Source organism: Rhizobium sp. P40RR-XXII (assembly GCF_012641405.1).
GTDB lineage: Bacteria > Pseudomonadota > Alphaproteobacteria > Rhizobiales > Rhizobiaceae > Rhizobium.
On the sequence record NZ_JABAII010000001.1, the window covers coordinates 286,347 to 309,907 of the forward strand.

Annotated in this window: 26 protein-coding genes and 1 other RNA gene; 20 read left to right on the top strand and 7 right to left on the bottom strand. The window is 60.5% G+C overall.

The annotated features are described in order from the left end of the window. Positions 1-267: 267 nt before the first annotated feature. The 3 genes from HGP16_RS01350 to ssrS all read left to right on the top strand — a co-directional run bounded on the left by HGP16_RS01350 (position 268) and on the right by ssrS (position 1,193). Entirely contained in the window at positions 268-543 is a 276-nt protein-coding gene (locus HGP16_RS01350; protein ID WP_015341018.1) for a DUF4164 domain-containing protein, read from the top strand. A gap of 47 nt (positions 544-590) precedes the next feature. Next, positions 591-968, top strand: coding sequence for a cell division protein ZapA (locus tag HGP16_RS01355; RefSeq protein ID WP_168838229.1), 378 nt, complete (start codon positions 591-593; stop codon positions 966-968). Between the two features lie 66 nt (positions 969-1,034). Beyond that, positions 1,035-1,193, top strand: a non-coding RNA gene (gene ssrS, locus HGP16_RS01360) — 6S RNA. Positions 1,194-1,286: 93 nt separating this feature from the next. On the opposite strand, the gene HGP16_RS01365 is transcribed toward ssrS, so the two are convergent. Further along, positions 1,287-3,086, bottom strand: coding sequence for a chloride channel protein (locus tag HGP16_RS01365; protein ID WP_168838230.1), 1,800 nt, complete (start codon positions 3,084-3,086; stop codon positions 1,287-1,289). A 324-nt stretch (positions 3,087-3,410) separates the two neighbouring features. Here HGP16_RS01365 and HGP16_RS01370 point away from each other — a divergent pair, with 324 nt between their 5' ends. After that, positions 3,411-3,848: a MarR family winged helix-turn-helix transcriptional regulator gene (locus HGP16_RS01370; protein ID WP_168838231.1), complete on the top strand. Its 438-nt coding sequence runs from the start codon at positions 3,411-3,413 to the stop codon at positions 3,846-3,848. 73 nt (positions 3,849-3,921) lie between these two features. On the opposite strand, the gene HGP16_RS01375 is transcribed toward HGP16_RS01370, so the two are convergent. Together HGP16_RS01375 and HGP16_RS01380 are read right to left on the bottom strand one after the other, a co-directional pair. Continuing rightward, positions 3,922-4,638, bottom strand: a complete 717-nt coding sequence (locus tag HGP16_RS01375) for an SDR family oxidoreductase (protein ID WP_168838232.1) — start codon at positions 4,636-4,638, stop codon at positions 3,922-3,924. A 56-nt stretch (positions 4,639-4,694) separates the two neighbouring features. Next, positions 4,695-5,513 carry an SDR family NAD(P)-dependent oxidoreductase gene (locus HGP16_RS01380; RefSeq protein ID WP_168838233.1) on the bottom strand — a complete coding sequence of 273 codons (819 nt, stop codon included), beginning with the start codon at positions 5,511-5,513 and terminating at the stop codon, positions 4,695-4,697. Between the two features lie 102 nt (positions 5,514-5,615). Between HGP16_RS01380 and HGP16_RS01385 the strand changes: the two genes are divergently transcribed. Further along, positions 5,616-6,479, top strand: a complete 864-nt coding sequence (locus HGP16_RS01385; protein WP_168838234.1) for a helix-turn-helix transcriptional regulator — start codon at positions 5,616-5,618, stop codon at positions 6,477-6,479. 36 nt (positions 6,480-6,515) lie between these two features. On the opposite strand, the gene HGP16_RS01390 is transcribed toward HGP16_RS01385, so the two are convergent. Further along, positions 6,516-6,839 carry an ArsR/SmtB family transcription factor gene (locus tag HGP16_RS01390; protein WP_168838235.1) on the bottom strand — a complete coding sequence of 108 codons (324 nt, stop codon included), beginning with the start codon at positions 6,837-6,839 and terminating at the stop codon, positions 6,516-6,518. Positions 6,840-6,912: 73 nt separating this feature from the next. Between HGP16_RS01390 and HGP16_RS01395 the strand changes: the two genes are divergently transcribed. The 8 genes from HGP16_RS01395 to HGP16_RS01430 all read left to right on the top strand — a co-directional run bounded on the left by HGP16_RS01395 (position 6,913) and on the right by HGP16_RS01430 (position 16,162). Beyond that, positions 6,913-7,395: an SRPBCC domain-containing protein gene (locus HGP16_RS01395; RefSeq protein ID WP_168838236.1), complete on the top strand. Its 483-nt coding sequence runs from the start codon at positions 6,913-6,915 to the stop codon at positions 7,393-7,395. Positions 7,396-7,834: 439 nt separating this feature from the next. Continuing rightward, entirely contained in the window at positions 7,835-10,444 is a 2,610-nt protein-coding gene (gene mprF / locus HGP16_RS01400; RefSeq protein ID WP_168838237.1) for a bifunctional lysylphosphatidylglycerol flippase/synthetase MprF, read from the top strand. Next, complete coding sequence (locus HGP16_RS01405) at positions 10,441-11,838, top strand: virulence factor family protein (protein WP_168838238.1); 1,398 nt, start codon at positions 10,441-10,443, stop codon at positions 11,836-11,838. The genes mprF and HGP16_RS01405 overlap by 4 nt, the downstream gene beginning before the upstream one ends. 193 nt (positions 11,839-12,031) lie before the next feature. Beyond that, the gene (locus HGP16_RS01410; protein ID WP_246703254.1) at positions 12,032-12,706 is read left to right on the top strand and encodes an HAD family hydrolase; all 675 of its coding nucleotides are present in this window, start codon (positions 12,032-12,034) and stop codon (positions 12,704-12,706) included. A gap of 104 nt (positions 12,707-12,810) precedes the next feature. Continuing rightward, complete coding sequence (locus HGP16_RS01415) at positions 12,811-13,398, top strand: 5-formyltetrahydrofolate cyclo-ligase (protein ID WP_168838239.1); 588 nt, start codon at positions 12,811-12,813, stop codon at positions 13,396-13,398. Between the two features lie 3 nt (positions 13,399-13,401). After that, positions 13,402-14,226: a YmdB family metallophosphoesterase gene (locus tag HGP16_RS01420; protein WP_168838240.1), complete on the top strand. Its 825-nt coding sequence runs from the start codon at positions 13,402-13,404 to the stop codon at positions 14,224-14,226. Between the two features lie 223 nt (positions 14,227-14,449). After that, complete coding sequence (locus HGP16_RS01425) at positions 14,450-15,292, top strand: MBL fold metallo-hydrolase (RefSeq protein WP_168838241.1); 843 nt, start codon at positions 14,450-14,452, stop codon at positions 15,290-15,292. A gap of 123 nt (positions 15,293-15,415) precedes the next feature. Next, positions 15,416-16,162, top strand: a complete 747-nt coding sequence (locus HGP16_RS01430; RefSeq protein WP_168838242.1) for a YebC/PmpR family DNA-binding transcriptional regulator — start codon at positions 15,416-15,418, stop codon at positions 16,160-16,162. A 151-nt stretch (positions 16,163-16,313) separates the two neighbouring features. Here HGP16_RS01430 and HGP16_RS01435 read toward each other — a convergent pair whose 3' ends face one another. After that, a complete protein-coding gene (locus tag HGP16_RS01435; protein ID WP_168838243.1) occupies positions 16,314-17,117 on the bottom strand; it encodes an anti-sigma factor family protein in 804 nt (267 codons plus the stop codon). After that, positions 17,114-17,869, bottom strand: a complete 756-nt coding sequence (locus HGP16_RS01440) for a sigma-70 family RNA polymerase sigma factor (protein WP_168838587.1) — start codon at positions 17,867-17,869, stop codon at positions 17,114-17,116. The genes HGP16_RS01435 and HGP16_RS01440 overlap by 4 nt, the downstream gene beginning before the upstream one ends. A 321-nt stretch (positions 17,870-18,190) precedes the next feature. Here HGP16_RS01440 and HGP16_RS01445 point away from each other — a divergent pair, with 321 nt between their 5' ends. The 3 genes from HGP16_RS01445 (at position 18,191) to HGP16_RS01455 (ending at position 20,305) form a co-directional block, all read left to right on the top strand. Continuing rightward, positions 18,191-19,165 carry an MBL fold metallo-hydrolase gene (locus HGP16_RS01445; RefSeq protein ID WP_168838244.1) on the top strand — a complete coding sequence of 325 codons (975 nt, stop codon included), beginning with the start codon at positions 18,191-18,193 and terminating at the stop codon, positions 19,163-19,165. Positions 19,166-19,189: 24 nt separating this feature from the next. Continuing rightward, entirely contained in the window at positions 19,190-19,651 is a 462-nt protein-coding gene (locus HGP16_RS01450; RefSeq protein WP_168838245.1) for a tetratricopeptide repeat protein, read from the top strand. A gap of 216 nt (positions 19,652-19,867) precedes the next feature. Next, positions 19,868-20,305: a DoxX family protein gene (locus HGP16_RS01455; RefSeq protein WP_168838246.1), complete on the top strand. Its 438-nt coding sequence runs from the start codon at positions 19,868-19,870 to the stop codon at positions 20,303-20,305. A gap of 60 nt (positions 20,306-20,365) precedes the next feature. Here HGP16_RS01455 and HGP16_RS01460 read toward each other — a convergent pair whose 3' ends face one another. Continuing rightward, a complete protein-coding gene (locus tag HGP16_RS01460) occupies positions 20,366-21,364 on the bottom strand; it encodes an LLM class flavin-dependent oxidoreductase (protein WP_168838247.1) in 999 nt (332 codons plus the stop codon). Positions 21,365-21,554: 190 nt separating this feature from the next. On the opposite strand from HGP16_RS01460, the gene ruvC reads away from it, so the two are divergent. The 4 genes from ruvC to ruvA are packed head-to-tail and all read left to right on the top strand — an operon-like array spanning position 21,555 to position 23,410. Beyond that, a complete protein-coding gene (gene ruvC, locus HGP16_RS01465) occupies positions 21,555-22,067 on the top strand; it encodes a crossover junction endodeoxyribonuclease RuvC (protein WP_168838248.1) in 513 nt (170 codons plus the stop codon). A gap of 55 nt (positions 22,068-22,122) precedes the next feature. After that, positions 22,123-22,386, top strand: coding sequence for an AbrB/MazE/SpoVT family DNA-binding domain-containing protein (locus tag HGP16_RS01470; protein WP_168838249.1), 264 nt, complete (start codon positions 22,123-22,125; stop codon positions 22,384-22,386). Next, entirely contained in the window at positions 22,364-22,783 is a 420-nt protein-coding gene (locus HGP16_RS01475) for a type II toxin-antitoxin system VapC family toxin (protein ID WP_168838250.1), read from the top strand. Before HGP16_RS01470 ends, HGP16_RS01475 begins: the two co-directional genes overlap by 23 nt. A gap of 12 nt (positions 22,784-22,795) precedes the next feature. Then, on the top strand, positions 22,796-23,410 hold the full coding sequence (gene ruvA, locus HGP16_RS01480; RefSeq protein WP_168838251.1) for a Holliday junction branch migration protein RuvA: 615 nt from the start codon (positions 22,796-22,798) through the stop codon (positions 23,408-23,410). Positions 23,411-23,561 lie beyond the last annotated feature (151 nt).

Genomic DNA, 23,561 nt, shown 5'->3' on the forward strand with positions numbered 1-23,561 from the left:
GCAGTTGGGACGAGCAAGTCAACAAATCGAGGGCTCAATCCGGCCCTTCCGCGGCAATTTTTTAACATTTGCCCGTTCACTTTTACAAAAGACGACAATGATGCGACAAGGCCTGTGTAGTCGGCAAAGGCGGCCTTCATCCACAGAATAGGGGGGGTGCCACATGACAGCCTTTATTGACGTGCTGTTGCTGAGTTGAATATTGTTGCGAAATCAGACAAGTGGCCGGATGTTTTGATTCGGGCCTTGCGCGGAGAAGCGAAGGGTATGACACCTTCAGGCAAAACGGTGGACGCGGCGCTCGCCCAATTGCGCCAGGCACTCTCGACTTTGGAGAGCGCCGTCGATGGACGGTTCGAGCGGGAACGGGCACAGAGCGATATAGAAGGCGAGGTCCGCAGGGTTCACGCCGATCGCTCCCGGCTTGCCCAGGAATTGGACCAGGCCGAGTTCCGTGCGAACCGGCTCGAGGAGGTCAATCGTGAAGTGTCGCGCCGGCTGGTTACGGCGATGGAAACCATAAGAGCCGTGTTGGACCGCTGATCCCTCGGGAGGCAGCCGTCGCAGCGCGGCAGTGATCGGAAAGTCGAATGGCGCAAGTAACGGTAACGATCGACGGCAAAGCCTACCGGATGGCCTGCGAAGAGGGGCAGGAAGACCATCTGACGGATCTCGCCAATCGCTTCGATCGCTACGTCATGCATTTGAAAAGCCAGTTCGGCGAAATCGGCGATCTTCGGGTCACCGTCATGGCCGGTATCATGATCATGGACGAGGTGTCGGAACTGACGCGCCGGGTCTCCGCGCTCGAAACGGAACTGGAATCCCTGACCAGCAATCGCGATACGACGCTGGCCGCCAATGCGCGCGCGGAGGAAACACTGGCGAGCGTCATCGACGAGGTGACGACACGCATTCACGGCATCACCGAGAAGCTTCTGGCACGGCCGAGTGTCGAGGAGGCTTAAGTTTATTTCTGCGGATGCCAGCTACGGGCCTCTGGTGCGTTGACTTAATCCGCTCTATATAGCTTGGGCGGTCTGCGCTTCCCGACAGGAACCACAATCCCTGGGGCCATACTCGATCCAAAGGGAGCTGTCCCTGACTAGGCCTGTGGGCCTGGACACACGGCGCCCACCTACGTTTGTAGGCACCCAGGATCGTAAACATCCATCGGTCGTCGTGGATCGCTCTCAAATTTCCGGCTTATGGCGAATTTTCCGGCCTATGGCAAAGGATGGCGCCGCGCAGTTCTTCCGCCGCGCTGACGCCGCTCCTCCTCCCCCTTAACCTTTCGACCGCAGGTAGGCACCGCGCTCGAGTTCCGCGCGGTTCGTCGCGCTGCGCAGCCGCAGCAGGTCCTTGCGGGCGATCAGGCCCATGAGGCGGCCGGTCTGGGCCTCGACGACGGGAACGCGTCCCGTATCAGCCTGGATCATGATATCCGCGACGCGTCCGACGGTGTCCTCGGCATGAGCGACGGGAATGGAGGCATCCGAGATCACGTCGAACAGCGATTGATCCATCAGATCCGGCTCGCTTTGCCAACGCAGGGCATCGGCGCGCGAGATCATGCCGACCAGGCGTTCGTTATCCCCGACGACCGGATAGAAGCGGTGGGCATCCGGTTGTTCCGTCATCCGCGCCAGCGCTTCCGACAGGCGCATGGAGGCAGGCAGGGTATCCACCTTGGCGATCATGATGTCGCGGGCGCGGGTGAGCTCGAACGGGTCGATGCCGTATTCGCGGGTGATGTGCTGGCCGCGACGGGCGATCTTTTCCGTTAGGATTGATCGTTTCAGCAGCAGGACGGTGACGGCATAGGCCGCGACAGTTGCCGCAAGCAGAGGCACCATCGCACCGGTGTCCCCCGTCAGTTCGACGGCGAAGAAGGTGCCGGTGAGGGGTGCGCGCATCGTGCCGCCCATCATTGCCGCCATGCCGAGCAGCGCCCAGAAGCCGGGATCGCCGGGCAGGATGAGGCCGACGAGCCAGCCAAGCGCGCCGCCGAGGATGAGCAGTGGCGCCAGAACGCCGCCCGAGGTGCCCGAGGAAAGTGCCACCAGCCAGATGCCGGCCTTGACCAGCAGGATCGCCAGCACCGCGCCGGCGGCGATGTGGCTGTGCAAGAGATCGGCGATGATATCGTAACCGACGCCGAGCGCGCGCGGCTCGATCAATCCGCCAAGCCCGACGATGAGGCCGCCGAGTGCCGGCCACCACATCCAGTGGATCGGCAGCTTTTCGAAGGCATCCTCGATCTTGTAGAGCAGGGTGGTCAGCAGGCCGGATTGCAGTCCCGAGACGATGCCGAGGCCGGCGGCGAGCACGACGCCCCACCAGGAGAGCGACATATCGAAATGAGCGGGGAAGAGCGCACCGCTGCCGATCAGCAACGGACGCCAGACCACCGAAACGCAGGCGGCGACGGCGACCGGAATGAAGCTGCGCGGCTTCCATTCGAACAGCAGCAATTCGACGGCGAGCATGACGGCCGCGATCGGTGTGCCGAACACCGCCGTCATGCCGGCTGCGGCGCCGGCGACGAGCAGGGTCTTTCTCTCGGCCGCGCTCATATGAAAGAGCTGTGCGAAGAGCGAGCCGATGGCGCCGCCCGTCATGATGATCGGGCCTTCCGCACCGAAGGGGCCGCCGGAGCCGATCGAGATCGCCGATGACAGGGGCTTCAGCACCGCCACCTTCGGCGACATGCGGCTGCCGCCGATCAGGATCGCCTCGATGGCTTCGGGAATACCGTGGCCGCGGATCTTCTCCGAGCCGTAACGCGCCATCAGGCCGATGACGATGCCGCCGAGAATGGGCGCGGCCACCATCCAGGGCGAGCGTGCCACCATGGTAAAGGAGAGCGGCTCCGTGCTGATCTTGAACAGCCAGACGGCATTGCTGACGAGTGCGATGAGATTGATGAGCACCCAGGCGGCGAACGCGCCTCCGGTGCCGACCACCAGCGCCATGGCAATCAGCACCAGGACGCGCTTGTCCGTGGTGAAATCGCCATTGTCCTTGCGGGAGGCCCAGCCGGAGAAATCGTGACTGTGATTTTGTGGGGTGGGGGTGTTCTGCATTGGGGCCTTCTGTGCCAGAGCGCTTTCGCTATTCGAAGAAAAGCGAAAGCGCTCTATTTTCCTGTTTTACGCATTCCGGACGGAAAACCGCTGCGCACTGTTCCTCGGAATGCTCTGAGCGCGCGGCCGGCCTTCAGCCGCTCCCCGCTTCGAGATGGCAAATATATCGTAATGCGATATAAATCAACCAGAGCGCATCGCGATCTCCAAGATTCGCTTCGGCACTTTCGGTCCTTGATCTTGAGCATGCCGTTGCTGCAAAACTGCTGAACATTTTGCGCGGCATGCTTTAGGACCGCGAACTGCGGCAACAGGGACGATTTGATGGTGCGACGTTTGGACAAAACCCTTTCTCAGGCGGATTACGAGGCGCTGGCGACGCTGCGCCATACCCTGCGCAAATTCATGGACTTCAGCACCTCGGCGGCGTATGAGGCAGGCTTGCCGCCGCAGCAGCATCAGGCATTGCTCGCCATCAAGGGGAACGGCGCCGGCGAGGCGATGACCATCGGCATGCTGGCGGAAAAGCTGCTGATTGCGCCGCATACGGCGACTGAGCTCGTGGGGCGGCTGATCGATGGCGGCTATGTCACCCGTCATCCCGATCCCTCGGACAAGCGTCGCCAGACCCTGCAATTGACGGAGAAATCCGAGGAGGTTCTTCAAGCGCTGAGCTCGATCCATCTGGTCGAAATCCGGGAAATGGCACCGAGACTGATCGAAATCCTCACACAGCTTCAGGCGGATGCTCGCAACAGCTGAGGACGCCATCGCTGCCGCTGGCTGGCGATGACGCGTTTTCGCGCTTCGAAGAAAAGCGGAAAGGCTTGCGGGATTACTGGCCGAGGCGGATGCCGCCGTCGCAGATCAGCGTGTGACCGCTTGTGAAGCCGTTGCCGATCAGGAAGGCGATGGCTTCGGCGATCTCCCGTGGGCTGCCGACGCGGCCAACCGGCGTGCGCGCTGCGAAGCCGGCAAAGGTCGGCTCTTTCTGCTCCGCGGATAGGAAATCCCACCAGGGCGTATCGACGACGCCCGGGGAAACGCAGTTCACCCGGATGGGTTTGAGTTCGACGGCGAGGATCGGTGCCAAAGCGGCAATGGCGGCATTGATGGCTCCGAGTCCGGCGGTTCCGGGCATGGCGGCCTGCGCCGAGACAGCGGAGACGAAGGTGATGCTGCCCTGTTTCGAAAGATGAGGAAGGCAAGCCTGGGCACAGGCGAAGTGCGCCAACGTCTTCTGCTCGAAACCTTTTTTGACATCGGCAAGGTCGACGGAGGCGAAGGGACCAGCCCCATTTCCGCCGCCCAGTGCCAGGACAAGATGATCCAGCGGCCCGATTGCCTGGAAGGTTTCGACAAGGCCGGCAAAGTCGGCCGCATCCATGACGGTGGCGGTGACATCGCCATTCAGGCTTTGTGCGGCGGCCTGAAGCTTCGCCGCGTCACGACCCGTGATCGTGACCCGATATCCTTTTTCGAGAAGATGGGCGGCGGCCGCAAGGCCGATGCCGGAGGAACCGCCGATAATAACTGCGTGTTGAGACGACATGGATCTCACCTTTCTGGGCTGAGTCTAGGCTGAGGAAGTTGCAGGGAGGTGGCCGGTCAGGCGAGGCGGGTGAGACTTTGGCTGAGTGTCCGCAGCTTCTGTCGCGCGGTCGCATCATAGGCCTGAGCGGTGGCGCGGGACGGGCGCAATCCGTCGTAATAAAGGCCCGTACGCCCTTCCAAGGCGTTGCCGATAACCAGATTGAGGATGGCATCGGCGCCCTGATCGACGGAGCTCAGCGGTGCGACACCTGCCTGGCGCACCATGGTCGTGTTCATATAGGTTGCCGGATGCAGGCAGTTGACGGTGACGCCGGAGCCGGCCAGCTCTTCGGCAAGATCAAAGGTTAAGATGATCTGCGCCAGCTTGCTCTGGCAATAGGCGCGCACGCCACTATAACCGCGGGTCAGCATGACATCGGAGAAGTCGATGGCCTGTTGACCGGCCGAGGAAACATTGACGATGCGGGCGGGAGCGCTTGCCTTCAACAGCGGCAGGAGCCGGCGCGTCAGCAGAAAGCCGGCGAGATAGTTCACCGCAAAGCGCAGTTCATATCCATCGCGGCTTTCCTGGCGTCCTGTGCCGCCGCCGCTAGTGCCGATGCCGGCATTGTTGATCAGGACGTCAAGGCGCTCATGGTCGCGTTCGACGGCATCGGCAAGTGTGCGGACCTCGTCCAGCGAGGAGAAGTCGGCAAGATAGATGGCCGCATTGCCGCCTTTATCGCGAATGCCGGAGACCACCTCGTCGGCCCGTGCCCGGTTGCGGCCGTGGACCAGTACCTTGGCACCTGTCTCCGCCAGTCTTTCCGCAACCCGCCGGCCGACGCCATCGGTCGAACCCGTGATCAGGATCGTCTTACCGCTCATGTCCATCGAAAACAGCCTCCATATAGCCTACGTCCAATACTTTGGCAGCTTGCAGAGGCGACAAACAGTTCCGACTTTATCCTAGTATTAATCCTGCTATGATGGGCGATGACCATCAATCAAAACCAGACCATCCTCGAAGCGAGGCGTCGCGAATTCGCTGCCTTCCTGCGTTCTCGCCGAGAGAAACTGACCCCGGCAAGCGTCGGGCTTCCGGTGGGGTTTCGCCGCCGCACGCCGGGGCTCAGGCGCGAGGAGGTGGCGCTGCTCGCCGGCGTCGGCACCACCTGGTACACATGGCTGGAGCAGGGCCGGGACGTGCGCGCCTCAGCGGAGGTTCTTTCGGCGCTGGCCGATGCGCTGCGCCTCGATCCGGCCGAGCGACGGCATCTCTTTACACTCAGCGACCGGCCAACGGCCGAGGTTCCGTCGCGCGGACCCGAGGATGTGCCGGACGCGTTGCTGCGCATGCTTGCGAGCCTCAAAGGCCAACCCGCTTACGTTCTCGGCCGGCGCTGGGATGTGCTGGCCTGGAACGCAGCGGCAGTCGCGATATTCGGCGATTACAGTCGGCTGCAGGGCGATGCGCGAAACAGCATCCACCGGGTCTTCACCGATCCCGCCCATCGGCAACTATTGGTCGATTGGGAGATCGTGGCGGCGAATTCGCTGGCGATGTTTCGTGCCGATAGTGCCCGTTATGCCGGCGATCAGGATTTCGAGCGGCTGATCACCAGTTTGACGCAGGCAAGTCCGGAATTTCGCGCTTGGTGGCCGAGGCAGGACGTGTTGCGGCCGCTGACCGGTCATAAGCGCCTCCGCCATCCCGAAGGTGGCCTCATGACGTTCGAGTATACCGCGCTTGCCGTCATGGATCGCGCTGATATGAAGCTCGTGGTCTATACCCCGCTCGACGGGGATGGAACGAGTGACAGGCTGGAGCAACTGTTACGGAGGGCGGGCGCGGCATAGTCCCTCTTTCGTCGACCGCAGCCATCATTTCTCGTTTCAGCCTTCCAAATCGCTTTTCAGCCGGTCGAGGATCGATAGAGCGTGGCCGGCATAGGCGCTGATCCAGCGATCGTGGACCTGCTTGATCGGCAGGCTGTTCAGATGGTTCCAGCGCTCGCGTCCGTCCTTTTTGGCGATCACGAGGTCTGCTTCCTCCAGCACTTTCAGATGCTGCATGACAGTACACCGGTCCATATCCGTGAAGGCCTCGCAGAGCATTCCCGTCGTTCGCGGCGCATCCTTGAGCATATCCAGGATTTCGCGCCGGCGACGATGGGCGAGTGCCTTGAAGATGAGGTCGCTATCCGATTCGTTTGACATGTTATATTTTTATAACATAATGAGGCTGCTCGCAATGGAGCGATAGCGACTGACAGATAACGGAGGAGATGTCATGGCATTGAACGTTCGGATATCAGGACGGATTGGCCGCAGGGTCGACGAGGTCTTCGATGCGGTCGTCAATCCGAAGAAGCTTTCGAGCTATTTCACGACAGTCGGCGGCGCCAGCGCCCCGCTTGTGGCGGGAACGACGGTCATCTGGTGGAAGAATGCGCCCGTCGAGGTCAATGAAGTGGAGGAAAACAAGCGCGTCGTCTTTCACTGGGAAGGCGGTACCGGTGAGGACTGTGTCCGCTACAGGACGAAAGTCGAGATGACGTTTGATGCCTTGGACGATGGCGGCACGCTCGTCGTCATCGAGGAATCCGGCTGGCGCGAGGATGAAGCCGGCCGTCGCGGCACCTATCTGAATTGCGAGGGCTGGACGCAGATGCTTTGCTGCATGAAGGCCTTTGTCGAATATGGTATCAACCTGCGCGAAGGCTTCTTCCTCAGCGAAATGCGTGGCGAGCCGGCGGAAGCGCCGGATCGTTGAAGGAATTCCAACATCGTCAAAACATGCTTCCGGCTCGCCCGCACCAACCGTACCTGCGGCCGCTTTCATTTTGCTGAACGATTTGTTTCGGATAGTTTGCCGGTGTGTGCGGCGATGCTCGACCGCACGGCCGCCCCGGGAGGTGACCAGGCCGCGGATTCCTGATAGGGAGCAACATTCCGTGGGGAATGGGAAGATCACTTTTGTGTGTGGATAAGCTCAAAAGCCGGCTGAATGACAAAATCCTTTAAATAATAACAGATTCATTGGTGGTGGAACGGGGCCTGCGCCAAAATTGCCTAAATTCAGAAGGATGGGAGCGCGCGTCATAACGGGCCTGTCGAAAGAAGTGTATGCGGCAACACGAAGACACATCGTCGGTGTTACTGGACATTCTCAGCAATCGGGACCGGCGAAGGTCACTATAAACAGGTAGAACATGTCGAGCCCAATCGATCTCGAAAATGCCGATGAGGAATTGGAAGAGCGTGGCGGTTTCGTCGGTTTGCTGAACCGCTATCGCGCGCTGATCATCGCCGTTCTCACCGTCGCCGTCTTCTGCATTGCTGCCTATGCGATCTACGACCTGACCAATGAAGTGCGCTATGACGATGTCGTTCACGCCTTGACGACGACGAAGATCTCTTCGGTGCTGCTCGCGCTGCTGTTCACCGGCCTGAGTTTCGCTTCCCTGATCTTCTACGACCAGAACGCGCTTGAATATATCGGCAAGCGGCTGCCATTCCCGCATGTGGCGCTGACCTCCTTCAGCGCCTATGCGGTCGGCAATACCGCCGGCTTCGGTGCGCTCAGCGCGGGCGCGATCCGCTATCGCGCCTATACCCGGCTCGGCCTGTCGCCCGATGACATCACCCGCGTCATCGCCTTCGTCACGCTCGCCTTCGGTCTCGGGCTGGCGGCCGTCGGTGCCATTGCGCTGCTTGTTATCGCCGATGAGATCGGCCCGCTGATCAATGTCAATGGATTGTGGCTGCGGCTGATCGCCATCCTCATCCTCGCCGCACTTGCTTTCGTCGTCTATGCCGGCCGCAACGGCCGCGAGGTGCGCATCGGGCCGGTCGCCGTTCGCCTGCCGGATTCGCGCACCTGGTCACGGCAATTCCTCGTAACCGCCTTCGATATCGCCGCATCGGCCTCCGTGCTCTACGTGCTGCTGCCGGAATCCTCGATCGGCTGGCCGGGCTTCTTCGCCATCTATGCCATCGCCGTCGGTCTTGGCGTGCTCAGCCATGTCCCGGCTGGCTTCGGCGTCTTCGAAACGATTATCATCGCCTGGCTCGGCAGCTCCGTGAACGAAGATGCGGTTCTGAGTTCGCTGGTCCTCTATCGCGTCATCTACAACGTCATCCCGCTCGTCATCGCGATTGCCGCGATCTCGGTGGCGGAGCTGCGCCGTTTCGTCGATCATCCCGTCGCTTCGAGCATGCGCCGCATCGGCGCGCGTCTCATGCCGCAGCTGCTGTCGGCCTTTGCGCTGCTGCTCGGCATGATGCTGGTCTTTTCGAGCGTGACGCCGACGCCGGACCAGAACCTGATCGTGCTTTCCGGCTATCTGCCGCTGTCGCTCGTCGAAAGCGCGCATTTCCTGTCGAGCCTTCTCGGCCTTGCGATCATCGTCGCGGCGCGCGGTCTCAGCCAGCGTCTCGATGGTGCCTGGTGGGTCTCTACCTTCTCGGCGCTGCTGGCGCTGTTCTTCTCGCTGCTGAAGGCCATCGCCATCGTCGAAGCCGGGCTGCTCGCCTTCTTCGTCTTCAGCCTCGTCGTCAGCCGTCGCCTGTTCAAGCGGCCGGCCTCGCTGCTCAACCAGACGCTGACCGCGGGTTGGCTGACGGCGATTGCCGTCGTCTGCATCGGCGCTATCGTGGTCCTGTTCTTCGTCTACCGCGATGTTGGATACAGCAACGAGCTCTGGTGGCAGTTCGAATTTGCCGACGAGGCGCCGCGCGGCCTTCGCGCAGCGCTCGGCATTTCCATCCTGTCCTCGGCGATCGCGATCTTCAGTCTGTTGCGTCCCGCGACAAAGCGGCTGGAGCCCGTGACCGACGATGCGGTGACGCGTGCCGTGGAAATCGTCCGCAAGCAAGGCATTGCCGACGCCAATCTGGTGCGCATGGGCGACAAGAGCATCATGTTCTCGGAAAAGGGCGATGCCTTCATCATGTATGGCAAGCAGGGCCGTTCCTGGATTGCGCTGTTCGATCCGGTTGGCCCGCGCCAGGCGCTCCCCGACCTCATCTGGCGCTTCGTCGAGGCTGCGCGAGCCGCGGGCTGCCGCTCGGTGTTCTACCAGATTTCGCCGGCGCTTCTGTCCTATTGCGCGGATGCCGGGTTGCGCGCCTTCAAGCTCGGCGAATTGGCCGTGGTCAACCTCGCCAATTTCGAATTGAAGGGCGGCAAATGGGCCAACCTCAGGCAGACCGCGAGCCGTGCGGTTCGCGACGGACTAGAATTTGCCGTTATCGAGCCTCAAGATATACCCGCAGCCATGGATGAACTTACCCATGTGTCGGACACATGGCTCGCCGATCACAATGCCAAGGAAAAGGGCTTTTCGCTTGGCGCGTTCGATCCGGATTATGTGTGCTCGCAGCCGGTCGGCGTGTTGAAAAAGGATGGTAAGATCGTCGCATTTGCGAATATCCTGATGACGGAGACCAAGGAGGAGGGGTCCGTCGACCTGATGCGTTTTTCGCCCGATGCCCCGAAGGGGTCGATGGATTTTCTGTTCGTGCAGATCCTCGAATACCTCAAGGGACAGGGCTTTCAGCGTTTCAACCTCGGCATGGCGCCATTGTCGGGCATGTCGAGACGGGAATCGGCGCCGGTTTGGGACAGGGTCGGAGGAACTGTCTTCGAGCACGGCGAACGCTTCTACAACTTCAAGGGGCTTCGTGCCTTCAAATCCAAGTTCCATCCCGAATGGCAGCCGCGCTACCTGGCTGTTTCGGGAGGTGTTAGTCCAATGATCGCGTTGATGGATGCCACATTCCTCATCGGAGGCGGACTTAAGGGGGTCGTGAGGAAATGATCTTGAAATACGCAATGTCGTTGGCTTTCGCAGGCATGGTGTCGCTGGGCCTTTTCGCATCAGGCCCGGCCCGGGCTGAAGCCGACGATGCCAAATACGATCTGGGCATGATCCCCGCGCCGCATATCATGCGCCCGCAGGGCAAGGTGACGAGCGAAGTCGTTCTGATTTCCGATCTTGCCGGCTGGAGCGACAAGGAAAAGGCGGTTGCCGATAAACTCGTCGCCAACGGCACGCTGGTTATCGGCATCGATTACCCGTCCTTCCTGGCTTCGCTCAACAAATACGACGTCAGCCAGAACGACGGCTGCATCTATATCGTCGCGGATCTGGAATCGCTGAGCCAGCAGGTGCAGCGCTCCTTTGCCGACAGCACCTATCAGCAACCCGTCATTGCCGGCGTCGGCGCAGGCGGCGCCATGGCGCTGACCATTACCGCCCAGACGCCGGATGCCACGGTTGCCGGGACGCTGGCCGTCGATCCGGCCGCCGGTATCGGTCTGAAGCAGGAGCTCTGCACGCCGGCCGAGAAGAAGACCGATGGCGATATGGTGTCCTTCGGACTTCAGGAAGGCGCGTTGCCCAATCCGATCCTGGTGACCTTCACGCCGAATGCACCGAAGGACGGGCGCGACCATGTCGAAGAGATCCGGAAGGAACATCCCGAGGTCCAGTCGACGGATTCCGACAATGCCGATGCCTATGCAACGCTCGAGGCTTCGCTCGCCGATCTGATGAAGTCGATCGACAGCTCCAAGTCGCCGCTCGGCCTTCCCGTCGATGTCATGGAAACGAAGCCGACCGAGGATACGCTTGCGATCGTCTATTCGGGCGATGGCGGCTGGCGCGATATCGACAAGGAAGTCGGCAGCTATCTGCAGGATCAAGGCATCCCCGTCGTGGGCGTCGACTCGCTGCACTATTTCTGGTCGGAGCGTGACCCGCAGCAGACGGCCGACGACCTTGCCCGGATGATCGATTTCTACACCAAGCGCTTCAAGGTCAAGCATGTGGTGCTGGTGGGTTATTCCTTTGGCGCCGATGTGTTGCCGGCGAGCTATAACCGCTTGAAGCAGGCCGAAAAGGACAAGATCGTCCAGATGTCGCTGCTGTCGCTGTCGCAGAAGGTCGATTATGTGATCTCGGTCATGGGTTGGCTCGGCGCTTCGAGCGAGGGCAAGGGCGGCGATCCCGTCAGCGATCTCAAGTCCATCAATCCGAAGATGGTGCAGTGCGTTTACGGCAAGGACGATGACGAGGATGTCGCATGCCCGCTGTTGAAGGGCACCGGCGCCGAAGTCATCGCCATGGATGGCGGTCACCATTTCGACGACGACTACGAGGCCTTGGCGAACCATATCATCAATGGCCTAAAGAGCCGTCTCGGCGAATAGAACCCATGGCGCAGCATCCTTGCTTGCCGCGCGTTTCTTCCGTCCTTCCCCGTTACCGCAGGTAGATGCCTTTTCTGGATGTCCGGCGCAGCATTCGTTTGCTTCTTGCGGCAGCTGCCGCTAGTCGGGAAGGTACATAGCATGAGCACCGGTTTACGCCGCCGCTTGCCGTCACATCCAGAAAGGTCCAGCCTTGTCCGATGCATTGTCTTCCGCCTTCACCAAGACCTATTCCGGTTTCCTGTTCGACATGGACGGCACGATCATCAATTCGATTGCCGCCGCCGAGCGTGTCTGGGGCAACTGGGCTCGCGGCAAGGGTCTCGATGTCGAAAAATTCATGCCGACCATGCATGGCAAACGCGGTGTTGATACGATTGGTCAGTTGAATCTGCCTGGCGTCGATCCGGTCGCGGAGGCGCTGGAGATCACTGAAGCCGAGATTGCCGATGTCGAGGGTGTGGTCGCACTGCCGGGCGCGGTCGATTTTCTCGCGTCACTGCCGCCGGAGCGCTGGGCGATCGTTACCTCGTCGCCCTATCGTCTGGCGCTGGCGCGGCTGGATGCTGCCGGGATCCCGGTGCCGCGCTTCATCGTCACGGCCGAGGACGTGAAGGTCGGCAAGCCTGATCCACAGGGCTATATCCTCGGCGCGCAGCGCCTTGGCCTCAGCCCTTCGGAATGCCTGGTGTTTGAAGACGTCTTGGCCGGTGTCAAGGCGGGCGAGGCGGCCGGTGCCGATGTGCTCATCATCACCGCCACGCATTCGCATCCGATCGAGACCAATCACACGATGCTGCAGAATTATGAAAACGTCCGAGCACATGTGGCCGGCGAAGGTCTGTTGTCGATCCTTCGCAAGGACTGAGGTTATAGCGCATTCACCGGCTGGCTTGCATGTCGCTTTCGCGCATTGCAATAGGCCGCCGGCTCATTATTTTTTCGTGATCTTATAAAATTCGCTAGGAGCCGATGACACCCAAAGAGCTGAAAGCCCGATATCGCAACGAATGCCTGGCGGCGCGGGATGCCATTCCAGCCGACGAGCGCATCGAAAAGGGCCTTGCCATGCTTGCCCATGGCGGCGATGTCATCGATGTCGAACCGGGGACGATTGTCTCCGGTTTCCTGCCGATCCGCTCCGAAGTGGATATAAGGCCGTTGATGACGCGGCTGCGGGAGCGGGGTGCACGGCTTTGCGTGCCCGTCATCCTCGACCGCAGCACGATCGTCTTCCGGGAACTCGTTGCGGGAGCGCCGTTGGTTCCTGTCGGATTCGGGACGTTCGGCCCTGGCCCTGATGCGGCGGTGTTCGATCCCGATGTCATGCTCGTGCCGCTTTCGGCCTTTGACAGAAGCGGGCATCGCATCGGTTATGGAGCAGGCCATTACGACCGTGCCATCGAGCGGTTGCACCAAAAAGGCTTGAATCCCCAGCTGATCGGCATTGCATTCGATTGCCAAGAAGTGCCATCAGTACCGGCTGAGCCGCATGATGTCCGTCTTGACGCGATTTTGACCGAGAGCGGACTCAATTTCGTTTCGGAAGTGATTGGATAGCGAATGCGGCTGCTTTTTCTGGGTGACATGGTCGGCAAGACGGGACGAACCGCGGTGTGGGAACGCCTGCCGGGGCTCGTATCCGACCTGAAGCTCGATTTCGTCATCGTCAACGGCGAGAATGCGGCCGGCGGTTTCGGCATCACCGAGGATATCTTTCTCGAAACGATCAATGCCGGCGCCGATGTCGTGACGACGGGCAACCATGTCTGGGACCAGAAGGAAGCCGTCGTCTTCTCCGAGCGCCACGACCAGTTCCTCCGCCCCGCCAACTATCCGGCCGGCACCCCCGGTCGCGGCTCCGGCCTCTATTATGCCCGCAACGGCGCGCGCGTCCTTGTTGCCAACATCATGGGCCGCGTCTTCATGCATCCGGAACTCGACGATCCCTTCAAGTCGGCCGAAGCCATTCTCGATGCCTGCCCGCTGAAGGAACAGGCCGATGCGATTGTCTTCGACTTTCACGCGGAGGCCACGAGCGAAAAGCAGTGCTTCGGTCATTTCGTCGATGGCCGCGCGAGCTTCGTCGTCGGCACGCATACGCATGTGCCGACCGCGGACGCGCAGATCCTGAATGGCGGCACGGCCTATATGTCCGATGCCGGCATGTGCGGCGATTATGATTCCTCGCTCGGCATGGAGAAGGAGGAGCCGCTGAACCGCTTTATTTCGAAGATGCCGAAGGGACGCTTCGAAGCGGCTTCGGGGCCTGCCACTATCTGCGGCGTCGGCGTCGAGATTTCCGATGTGACGGGACTGGCCGAGAAGATCGCGCCATTGCGGCTCGGGCCGCGGCTTGCGGAAACCATTCCGGACTTCTGGCGCTGATCGCTGCACGATAATTCATCATCGCTATACGATGACGCGATTGTGAGCAATCGCGCCTGATTGTTGCTGGACCTACTTCCGCTCATGCCGCATCCTCTCGCCACCACTGCATAATTCCCTCAAATCGGAATTGATTGAGGAATTATGCAGCATTTCAAAGTGTTACAGCGCCTTTGGCGCGTCTTAAAGACGCGCGGCGCTGTATCGGGCTTGAGGGGATGGCATGATGCCGCGATTTCCTGTCCTTGCCGTGTTTTTCCTATCGATCATTCTCGGCTGGAGCGCGGCGCATGCCCAGCAAAGCCCGGCGCGTCCGCAACCCAGCCAATGCCAGGCGATCGCGCAATCTCTGCCCAAGGCGACATTCGCCAGCTTTTCTCCGCCCGCTCCGACGCGTGTCAATGACCCCGTCGATGGCGAGGTGAAGATTACCTTCCTCGGCCATGCGACGCTCTTCATTGAAACACCCGGCGGCGTCTCCATCGCCACGGATTATAGCGGCGCATATCCGCCGCCCTATACGCCCGAAGTCGTGACGATGAACAAGGCGCATCCGAGCCACTATACGCTAACGCCGGATCCGGCGATCAAATATGTGCTGCATGGCTGGAGCGATACGCCCGGAGAGCCGGCGAAGATCCATCTGACCGTGGGCGACACGCTGATCCGCAATGTCGTCACCGATATCCGCTCCTGGGGCGGCGGCCTCGAAGCCAATGGCAATTCGATCTTCATCTTCGAGGTAGCGGGCCTTTGCATCGGCCATCTCGGGCACCTGCATTTCGAACTTACCGACCAGCAATATGCCGAGATCGGCCGGCTCGATGTCGTGATGGTGCCGGTCGACGGTGGCCTGACCATGGGCGCCGACAGCATGAGCCGCGTGGTCAAGCGGCTGCGTTCGTCGCTGATCCTGCCCATGCATCGCTGGGGTCCGCCGGTCGATCAGTTTCTGGCTCTGTTCGGTCCCGATTTCGACGTCGGCTACGCGCCGACGCCAAGCGTGACAGTGTCGGTGAAGACCCTGCCGCGCAAGCCGCTGATCTATGTGCTCAAGGGGCTTTGATCGTCGCGATCGCCTTGAAGCGCAGTGTCCCGCATCCCCATTATCCGGCTTTTTACTTGAATGAAGGCCGCTTCGCTTTTATAAGGCGGCCCATTCCCAACAAAAGACGTGAACAGGGGTGCCATGGCTGGCCATTCACAGTTTAAAAACATCATGCACCGCAAGGGTCGTCAGGACTCGGTGCGTTCGAAAATGTTCTCGAAGCTGGCGCGTGAAATCACCGTCGCTGCGAAGACGGGCCTGCCCGACCCGACCATGAACGCGAGTCTGCGCCTGGCGATCCAGAATGCCAAGGCGCAGTCGATGCCGAAGGACAATATCGACCGCGCCATCAAGAAGGCCTCCGGCGCCGATACCGAGAATTACGATGCGGTCCGCTATGAGGGCTACGGGCCCGGCGGCACGGCGATCATCGTCGAAGCACTGACCGATAACCGCAACCGCACGGCTTCCAACGTCCGCTCGATCTTCACCAAGGCCGGCGGAGCGCTTGGCGAAACCGGTTCGGTTTCCTTCTCCTTCGATCATGTCGGCGAGATCACCTATAAGCCGACTGCCGGCGATGCCGACAAGGTCATGGAAGCGGCGATCGAAGCCGGTGCCGACGATGTCGAGAGCGACGAGGAAGGCCATGTGATCATCTGCGCCTTCGAATCCCTCGGCGAAGTCGCCAAGGCGCTTGAAGCGACGCTCGGCGAAGCCGAAACGGTCAAGGCGATCTGGCGCGCGCAGAACAACGTGCCGGTCGACGAAGAAAAGGCCCAGTCGCTGATGAAGCTCATCGACAGCCTTGAAGATGACGACGACGTTCAGAATGTCTATTCGAACTTCGAGGTCTCTGAAGAAGTGCTGGCCAAGCTCTCGGCCTGATCCCTTCCGATCATTCAGAAAAGCCGGCTGCAGCGATGCGGCCGGCTTTTCTGCTTCCGAGCGGTTCCGCTTTTCTTCGAATTGCGAGAATGCGCTATCGCGTTGCGCAATTCCGGGCGGAAAACCGCTGAGCGCTTTTTCTGGAATTGCTTTATAGCGCCGTCGCGCGGGTGAAATCGTCGCGGAAGGCAGCCAGATCGGGCGCTGCGACATCGGAGATAGCCCAGAAGACCAGTCCGTCCGCATGCCATTCGACGAAATTGTAGCCCTCTTTCTCGGCATTGGTTTTGGCTCCCGCAGCGCCCGGCCAGATGAAGAGATTGATGATATGGCCGTGCCGACGATAGATCAGCGCCGCCACTACGCGGCCGTCGAGATAATCCACCCTGCCGCCCACGAGAGGGAAGCCCTGGGCCGCTAGATCGACCACGGGCGGTGAAAAATCGATCTTGCCGTTGAACCATGGTTTGACGGTGTGCTGGTCGGAGGTGAGCACGTCCGTCAGATGATCGGCAAGCATCGAACGCACATGGCTTGCAAGAAGCTGATCCTCGATGGTCTGGCTTTGCTGCGGCACGTTCAGCACCAGCATAAGGCTTGCGGCGAGCACCGCGAGCGACGGCACGAAGCTCCATTCGCGGAGGAAGCGCCAGACGCGCTGCCACGGGCTTTCAGCCCGGTGCGTGACTGTCGTCGCGTGCGCCATCATGGATTGTTCCAGCGAAAGCGCCGCCCGCACGCGGGCATGGACGGTGTCCGGTGCCTGCCATTTCACGCCTTCGCGTGCGGAAAGGCGCTTGACCATCAACGCATTCTCCATCTCGCCGGCACATTCCCGGCAGGTCGCCAGATGCGCCTCGAAACGCGCGGCGTTGGCTGCGTCGAGTTCTCCGTCGATGAAGCCGTGCAGCAGGTCGTTCCACTCGCCGTGATCATTGTGTTCCCCGCCGCTCATCGTGCGGCGCCCTTCTCATCGAGGCGGCGCCAGAGTTCGCCGAAATCGCGGCGGGCGCGGGCGAGGCGTGACATGACGGTGCCGATCGGCGCATCGATGATCTCGGCGATTTCTTTGTAGGACAGATCCTCCAATTCGCGCAGGACCAGAACTTCGCGCATGGTGTCGGGCAGCCTATTGATGACCTCGCGCACCCGCAGCGTTTCCGTCTTGCGGATGAAGGCTGCTTCCGGCGTATCTTCCTCGGAGGCGGGATCGGGGGAGGGCGAGCCTTGCTCCAGGTCTCTTTCGTCGGTCATCGGCTGTTCGTAACGGCTCTTGCGCCGGCGCTCCTGCAGCCAGGCATGATAGCAGTTGCGGACGATGGTGAAGGTCCAGGCTCGCGCATCGCCATCGCGAAAGCCTCCAAAGCCGCGATAGGCGCGCAGAAACGCTTCCTGCACGATATCCTCCGCGGCATCTGCATCCCTGCTCAGGAAGCGCGCGAAATTATAGGCGGCGTCCAGATGCGGGATGATCATGTGCTGGAAGCGGCGCATGGTCTCGTCGGGAGAGGAGATCGAATGCTGCAATGGCGCGGCATGTGCTGATGGTTCCGCCACCGCCATGAGGACGGCGCGGTTGATCGTGTTTTGTGCCGCGACGAGGGCGCGCAGGCGGGTCAGGAACCGCGCCAGCCTGCTTATCGCGGTGTTTTGCGGCCAGCGCCAGGTCCATGCGTGGAGTGGCTCGCCAAGCGTCATCGAACTCATAATTCGGGCGTCTGTCATCATAATCCCCGCAAAACGCCGATACCGACTGTAAGCCTCGGATAAGGCGCTTGCAATGTTGCCTAAAAGGCTAGATCGCGCCCGCGCGGGTTTTATTCCCGATCGGATGCAAAAAATCGCAGATGCGGAATTCGGATGGCCGCTTGGCTAAAATAATCGGATAAACTTCAACAGCTTATGAGAATTCTTCGCGTGGCGGGGAATAACCACCCACGGCTATCGATCTTCTTCCTCAGTGGACGGCCGCGATCTGTTGCGACCTCCGCCTGACCCCAAAAGCCATAACCCTGAGGAGATATTGCTATGTTTGCTATGACCCGCCGCACCGTGCTCGGCACGGCTGCAGCCGCGGCAGCCTTCGGACTGTCGTCGAAGCTCGAATTCATTCCGCAAGCCTTTGCCGCCACGCCGCTGGAGCCGACGGTCGGCTTCTACAAGTACAAGGTCGGCTCGATCGAGGTGACGGCCATTTATGACGGCATCTGGCGCAAGCCGCATGATCCGGCCTTTATCAAGAACGCCTCCGTCGACGACACCAAGGAAGCGCTCTCAAATGCCGGCCTTACCACCGACTTCATGCCCATTCCGCTGACCGTCGTCGTCCTCGATATCGGCGGACGCAAGATCATGATGGATGCCGGCTCCGGTGTCGGCCAATGGCAGGCCAATGCGACGCATCTGCCGGCCAACATGGCCGCCGCCGGCATCGACTACAAGAAGATCGATACGATCATGATCTCGCATTTCCATCCGGACCACGTCTGGGGTCTGATGGAAAAGGGAACCAATACGCCCGTCTTCCCGAATGCGGAGCTGATCGTCAACGCCGCCGAATACAATTGGTGGACCGATCCCGGCCGTGTCGACAAGCTGGCGGAGGGCCGCAAGGAGGCCGGCCGGCGCATCGCCTCCGTCTTCCCGACCTGGAAGAACTGGAAGCTGGTCGAGGATAATGCCGAAGCGGTGCCCGGCGTGCACATGCTGGCCGCCTATGGCCACACGCCCGGCCATTCGGTCTTCCTCATCGATGGCGGCAGCGAGCAGCTGATGGTCTCGGCCGACATCATGTATGTGCCGGCGCTGCTTGCACCCCATCCGGAATGGCAAGGCGCCTACGACCAGGACGGCCCGATGGCCGTCGCCACCCGCCGCAGGCTGATCGATCGCATTATTGCCGACAAGATCAGGATTTGCGGTTCGCATTTCCCGTTTCCGGGCTCCGGCACCTTCGTCAAGGACGGTAATGCCTACGGATTCACCCCCACCATCCAGGCCTGAGCGGCCAGAAAGAGGAGCAAAACCATGTTCAAATATGCCATTTTCGGGATCGCCGGCCTGTGCGCCGTCACCATCCTCCCGGCGGCAACGGCAGGCATCGCCTTTGCCGTCGACAATATGGAATCGACCGACGCGCCGGACCTGACGTCGGTGCGCTCCAAGATCGACGCGAAGGATTATGCCGGCGCGCTCGCCGAGCTTCGTGATATTGCCGAGGAGCACCAGCAGGCCGATGTCTACAACCTGATGGGCTTCACCCTGCGCAAGACCGGCGACTTCAAGACGTCGCTGACCTACTACACCAAGGCCCTGGAGCTGCAGCCGGACCACAAGGGTGCGCATGAATATCTCGGCGAACTCTATGTCGAGACCGGCGATATGCCCAAGGCCCGCGAGCAGCTTGCCGCACTCACCAAGCTTTGCCCGGCGGGATGCGAGGAGCTTGAGGATCTCACCAAAACGATCGCCGCCAAGGCAACCAACTAGAGCCGGATGATTTCAGGTCTGTTCGACCTAAAAGCCGAATCCGCCCTAGAATCAAAGAAGTAGAGCGTGATGTCGTTCGAAAACCGCCTACACTTTTCGGCATCACGCTCTAACGCTCGGCCTCAACCGATCCGGCGGCATTCCATTCGATCAGGTCGTGGGGATGCCGCCGGACAGGATCGGAAACCTATGGATCTTGACGAGAAGGAGATGGTCATGGAATTCGAAGAAGAGAATGCCGTTCTCGTGAACATGACCGATATGGCATTGCTGTTCGGCCGCATACTATTGTCGCTGCTCTTCCTGGAAGAGGGCATCGAACTCGCCAGCAATCTCGACAACGCGTTGGATGCTATGGCGAGGCTTGGCGTCACGGCCCCCATCGCTATTGCAACCATCGTGCTGCAGCTTGGTGCGGGTCTCGCCATTGCGCTTGGCCTGATGACGCGCTTGGCCGCATTTGGTCTCGGCCTGTTCTGCCTGCTGACGGCGCTGCTCTTTCACACCAACTTCGCCAGCCATAACGAGTTGCTGCATTTCGAAAAGGATCTGGCGATCTCAGGCGGCATGTTCGCGCTGATCGTCGCCGGCGCCGGCAAGCTGTCGCTCGACATGTTCATCCGACGCCATTGGAAGACGAGGCTCGTGGCTTGAGCTCGTCGGTCACCCGGTGAGCCATGTTGGCTCACCGGATAATTTACCCGCCCGCGAAAATCAGGACACTTTCTTGAAGCTCGGAAGCGTCGCGAACAGCTCGACCGATTTCAAACGCGCCTCGATATCGTGGATCGGCATCGAAATGATGACTTCATCAGCCTCGGTATCCTTGATGAATTGCGACAGCTTCGTTTCGGCCGTTTCCGGGGAGCCGACCACGGCGTAGCGCAGCGTATTTTCCACATTCAGCTTTTCCATCGGCGTCCAGAAATCGTCCATGTCGCTGCGCGGGCGCGCGAAGGGGCCGCGCACGTTGCGGCGCAGATTGACGAATTGCTGTTGCGCCGAGGTGAAGTGATACTGCGCCTCCTCATCCGTCTCCGCTATCGCGCCCATGGCACCGACCATGACATAGGGCTTGTCGAGCGTGGCCGATGGTGTGAAGCGCTCGCGGTATATGCCGATGGCATCGAACAGCGATTCCGGCGCGAAATGCGAAGCGAAGGCGTAGGGCAGGCCGAGCACGCCGGCGAGATGGGCGCTGTAGAGGCTGGAGCCGAGAAGCCAGATCGGCACGTTGGCGCCATGGCCGGGAACGGCCAGAATGATCTGGTTGTCGTCGGCAGGGCTGAAGAGATGCTGCAGCTCGATGATATCGTTGGGGAAGCTTTGCGCACCGGCTTCGATATTGCGCCGCAGGGCCTGTGCGGTGCGCATGTCGGTACCCGGCGCGCGGCCAAGGCCGAGATCGACGCGGCCGGGAAACAGGGCTTCCAGCGTACCGAACTGCTCGGCAATGACGAGCGGCGAATGGTTCGGCAGCATGACGCCGCCCGAACCGATGCGGATGCGCGAGGTTGCCGCGCCGATATGGCCGATGACGACCGATGTCGCGGCGCTGGCAACGCCCGGCATGCCGTGATGCTCGGCGAGCCAGAACCTGTTGTAGCCCAACTCTTCCGCCTTCTGCGCCATGCGCTTCGAACTATCGAAGGACTGGCGGATGGTGCTGCCTTCGGCAACGGGCGAAAGATCGAGGATGGAAAAGGGAACCATGGCAAGAAACCTGCGTGGTGGAAGGGAGGGTCGCTTGCACATGTAGGAGTGCCGGCCGCGCATTCCAAACCCTGTGCCGCAATTTCGTCACGATGTTTTCGGCGTCTCACTCAGAAGCGCAAACTGTGCCTTGTTTTTGTTTTGTTCACATTTTGCTGGCACATGTCAGGCCTGAAAGATAGGTTGACCCATGCAAAATACGATTCGCATCATCGGCATCGATCCGGGCCTGCGCCGCACCGGCTGGGGTGTCATCGATACGCTTGGCAATTCCTTGCGCTTCGTGGCGTCGGGAACCGTGACCTCGGATGGCGACATGGATCTCGCATCCCGCCTTTGCCAGCTGCATGACGGGCTTGCGGATATCGTTCACAGCTATCAGCCGGATGAGGCTGCCGTCGAGCAGACTTTCGTCAACAAGGATGCGGTGGCGACGCTGAAGCTCGGGCAGGCGCGCGGCGTCGTCATGCTGGTGCCGGCCCGCGCCGGCTTGCCGGTGTCGGAATATGCACCGAATGCGGTCAAGAAAGCCGTGATCGGCGTCGGCCACGGCGAGAAACAGCAGATCCACATGATGCTGAAGATCCTAATGCCCAAGGTCGAGTTCAAGGGCAACGACGCGGCCGATGCGCTTGCCATTGCCATCTGCCATGCCCATAACCGTGGCGCCAGCCGGCTGCGGCAGGCTGCGTTGGCGGGATAGTTTGTTCTTGACTTGTTCTCGGTGGGTCGCTAGGTATTACTGAAGAGGTATTACTATGCGCGTGACGGAAAAAGGTCAGGTGACCATCCCGAAGGAAATTCGAGACAGGCTGGGCATCGCCCCAGGTTCAGAGGTTGATTTCATCGCCTCCGGCAGCGGTGCGATGCTCGTCAAGATCGGGGAAGCGTCGGATACACCCATTCGCGATTTTGACGATTGGCTCGAGCGCGTCAGGGGCACAATTGACCTCGGCGGCATGACAACGGACGAATTCATGGAGTTTCTGAGAGGGCCGCGTGACGACATCGACCCTCATTGATACCAACATTTTCATCGATATTCTCGGCCCGGATTCAGTCCAACGGCAATGGTCGGCCAAATTCTTGAAACGATGTGTCGGCGAAGGCGATCTCGTCATCAGTCCTGTGGTGTGGTCGGAACTCGCTGCCTCGCCTTTGAGCGAAGAGGAATTGACGATCGCCTTGTCCTGGCTCGATATGAAGCGGGAGGCGATACCTTTCGAGGCGGCGTTTCGAGCCGGAAAAGCGCATCGCCTCTATCTGCTTGCTGGAGGGCAACGGGAAAGAACACTTCCGGATTTTCTGATCGGGGCACATGCCGAATGGCGAAGGCATAGGCTGCTGACGCGCGATGCCTCGCGCTATCGCTCCTACTTTCCCTCACTTGACCTCATCTCTCCCGAAACCCATCCCTGACGGACATCATCCATGATCGGTAAGCTGAAAGGCACAATTGAAGAGATCGGCGAGGACTATGTGCTCGTGGACGTGCACGGCGTCTGTTACGTCGCCTATTGCTCGGCCCGTACGCTGTCGAAGGTCGGTTCCGTCGGCGAGGCCTGTATTCTCTTCATCGAGACCTATGTGCGCGAAGACCAGATCCGCCTTTTCGGCTTCATGACAGCCATGGAACGCGAATGGTTCAATATCGTGCAGACGGTTCAGGGTGTCGGAGCGAAAGTGGCGCTCGCCCTGTTGTCGACGCTGACCCCGGCCGAGCTTGCCAATGCGATCGCCTTGCAGGACCGTGCTGCCGTTTCGCGAGCTCCCGGTGTTGGCCCGAAGGTGGCCATGCGTATCGTGACCGAACTCAAGAACAAGGCGCCGGCCCTGGCCGGAGATGCGATCAATATCGGGCTCAAGCAAGAGCTGGGGGAAGGGGTCGCCGCAGCACCCGTTGCCGATGCCGTCTCCGCGCTCACCAATCTCGGTTATTCCCGCGATCAGGCGGCCAATGCCGTTGCAGCTGCGATGAAGGCGGCCGGCGAGGGTGCGGACAGCGCCAAGCTGATCCGGCTTGGTCTCAAGGAACTGTCGCGGTGAGGCTTTGCACCTTCCGCAATCCTTACTATTGTCGCAAAGTCGAGAGATCGAGTTGTAGTGCTCTTTCGGCGAAGACTATGTTTGAGTGCGGCAGAACAAATGCCGTCCTCGGTGCGAGAGCCGCAAAACGCATACCGGGAATGGAACCTCT

Excerpts from the sequence above, each read along its gene's own strand:
- HGP16_RS01350 (WP_015341018.1), top strand. The coding sequence starts at position 268 with ATGACACCTTCAGGCAAAACGGTGGACGCGGCGCTCGCCCAATTGCGC.
- HGP16_RS01355 (WP_168838229.1), top strand. The coding sequence starts at position 591 with ATGGCGCAAGTAACGGTAACGATCGACGGCAAAGCCTACCGGATGGCC.
- HGP16_RS01365 (WP_168838230.1), bottom strand. The coding sequence starts at position 3,086 with ATGCAGAACACCCCCACCCCACAAAATCACAGTCACGATTTCTCCGGC.
- HGP16_RS01370 (WP_168838231.1), top strand. The coding sequence starts at position 3,411 with ATGGTGCGACGTTTGGACAAAACCCTTTCTCAGGCGGATTACGAGGCG.
- HGP16_RS01375 (WP_168838232.1), bottom strand. The coding sequence starts at position 4,638 with ATGTCGTCTCAACACGCAGTTATTATCGGCGGTTCCTCCGGCATCGGC.
- HGP16_RS01380 (WP_168838233.1), bottom strand. The coding sequence starts at position 5,513 with ATGGACATGAGCGGTAAGACGATCCTGATCACGGGTTCGACCGATGGC.
- HGP16_RS01385 (WP_168838234.1), top strand. The coding sequence starts at position 5,616 with ATGACCATCAATCAAAACCAGACCATCCTCGAAGCGAGGCGTCGCGAA.
- HGP16_RS01390 (WP_168838235.1), bottom strand. The coding sequence starts at position 6,839 with ATGTCAAACGAATCGGATAGCGACCTCATCTTCAAGGCACTCGCCCAT.
- HGP16_RS01395 (WP_168838236.1), top strand. The coding sequence starts at position 6,913 with ATGGCATTGAACGTTCGGATATCAGGACGGATTGGCCGCAGGGTCGAC.
- mprF (WP_168838237.1), top strand. The coding sequence starts at position 7,835 with ATGTCGAGCCCAATCGATCTCGAAAATGCCGATGAGGAATTGGAAGAG.
- HGP16_RS01405 (WP_168838238.1), top strand. The coding sequence starts at position 10,441 with ATGATCTTGAAATACGCAATGTCGTTGGCTTTCGCAGGCATGGTGTCG.
- HGP16_RS01415 (WP_168838239.1), top strand. The coding sequence starts at position 12,811 with ATGACACCCAAAGAGCTGAAAGCCCGATATCGCAACGAATGCCTGGCG.
- HGP16_RS01420 (WP_168838240.1), top strand. The coding sequence starts at position 13,402 with ATGCGGCTGCTTTTTCTGGGTGACATGGTCGGCAAGACGGGACGAACC.
- HGP16_RS01425 (WP_168838241.1), top strand. The coding sequence starts at position 14,450 with ATGATGCCGCGATTTCCTGTCCTTGCCGTGTTTTTCCTATCGATCATT.
- HGP16_RS01430 (WP_168838242.1), top strand. The coding sequence starts at position 15,416 with ATGGCTGGCCATTCACAGTTTAAAAACATCATGCACCGCAAGGGTCGT.
- HGP16_RS01435 (WP_168838243.1), bottom strand. The coding sequence starts at position 17,117 with ATGAGCGGCGGGGAACACAATGATCACGGCGAGTGGAACGACCTGCTG.
- HGP16_RS01440 (WP_168838587.1), bottom strand. The coding sequence starts at position 17,869 with ATGAGTTCGATGACGCTTGGCGAGCCACTCCACGCATGGACCTGGCGC.
- HGP16_RS01445 (WP_168838244.1), top strand. The coding sequence starts at position 18,191 with ATGTTTGCTATGACCCGCCGCACCGTGCTCGGCACGGCTGCAGCCGCG.
- HGP16_RS01450 (WP_168838245.1), top strand. The coding sequence starts at position 19,190 with ATGTTCAAATATGCCATTTTCGGGATCGCCGGCCTGTGCGCCGTCACC.
- HGP16_RS01455 (WP_168838246.1), top strand. The coding sequence starts at position 19,868 with ATGGAATTCGAAGAAGAGAATGCCGTTCTCGTGAACATGACCGATATG.
- HGP16_RS01460 (WP_168838247.1), bottom strand. The coding sequence starts at position 21,364 with ATGGTTCCCTTTTCCATCCTCGATCTTTCGCCCGTTGCCGAAGGCAGC.
- ruvC (WP_168838248.1), top strand. The coding sequence starts at position 21,555 with ATGCAAAATACGATTCGCATCATCGGCATCGATCCGGGCCTGCGCCGC.
- HGP16_RS01470 (WP_168838249.1), top strand. The coding sequence starts at position 22,123 with ATGCGCGTGACGGAAAAAGGTCAGGTGACCATCCCGAAGGAAATTCGA.
- ruvA (WP_168838251.1), top strand. The coding sequence starts at position 22,796 with ATGATCGGTAAGCTGAAAGGCACAATTGAAGAGATCGGCGAGGACTAT.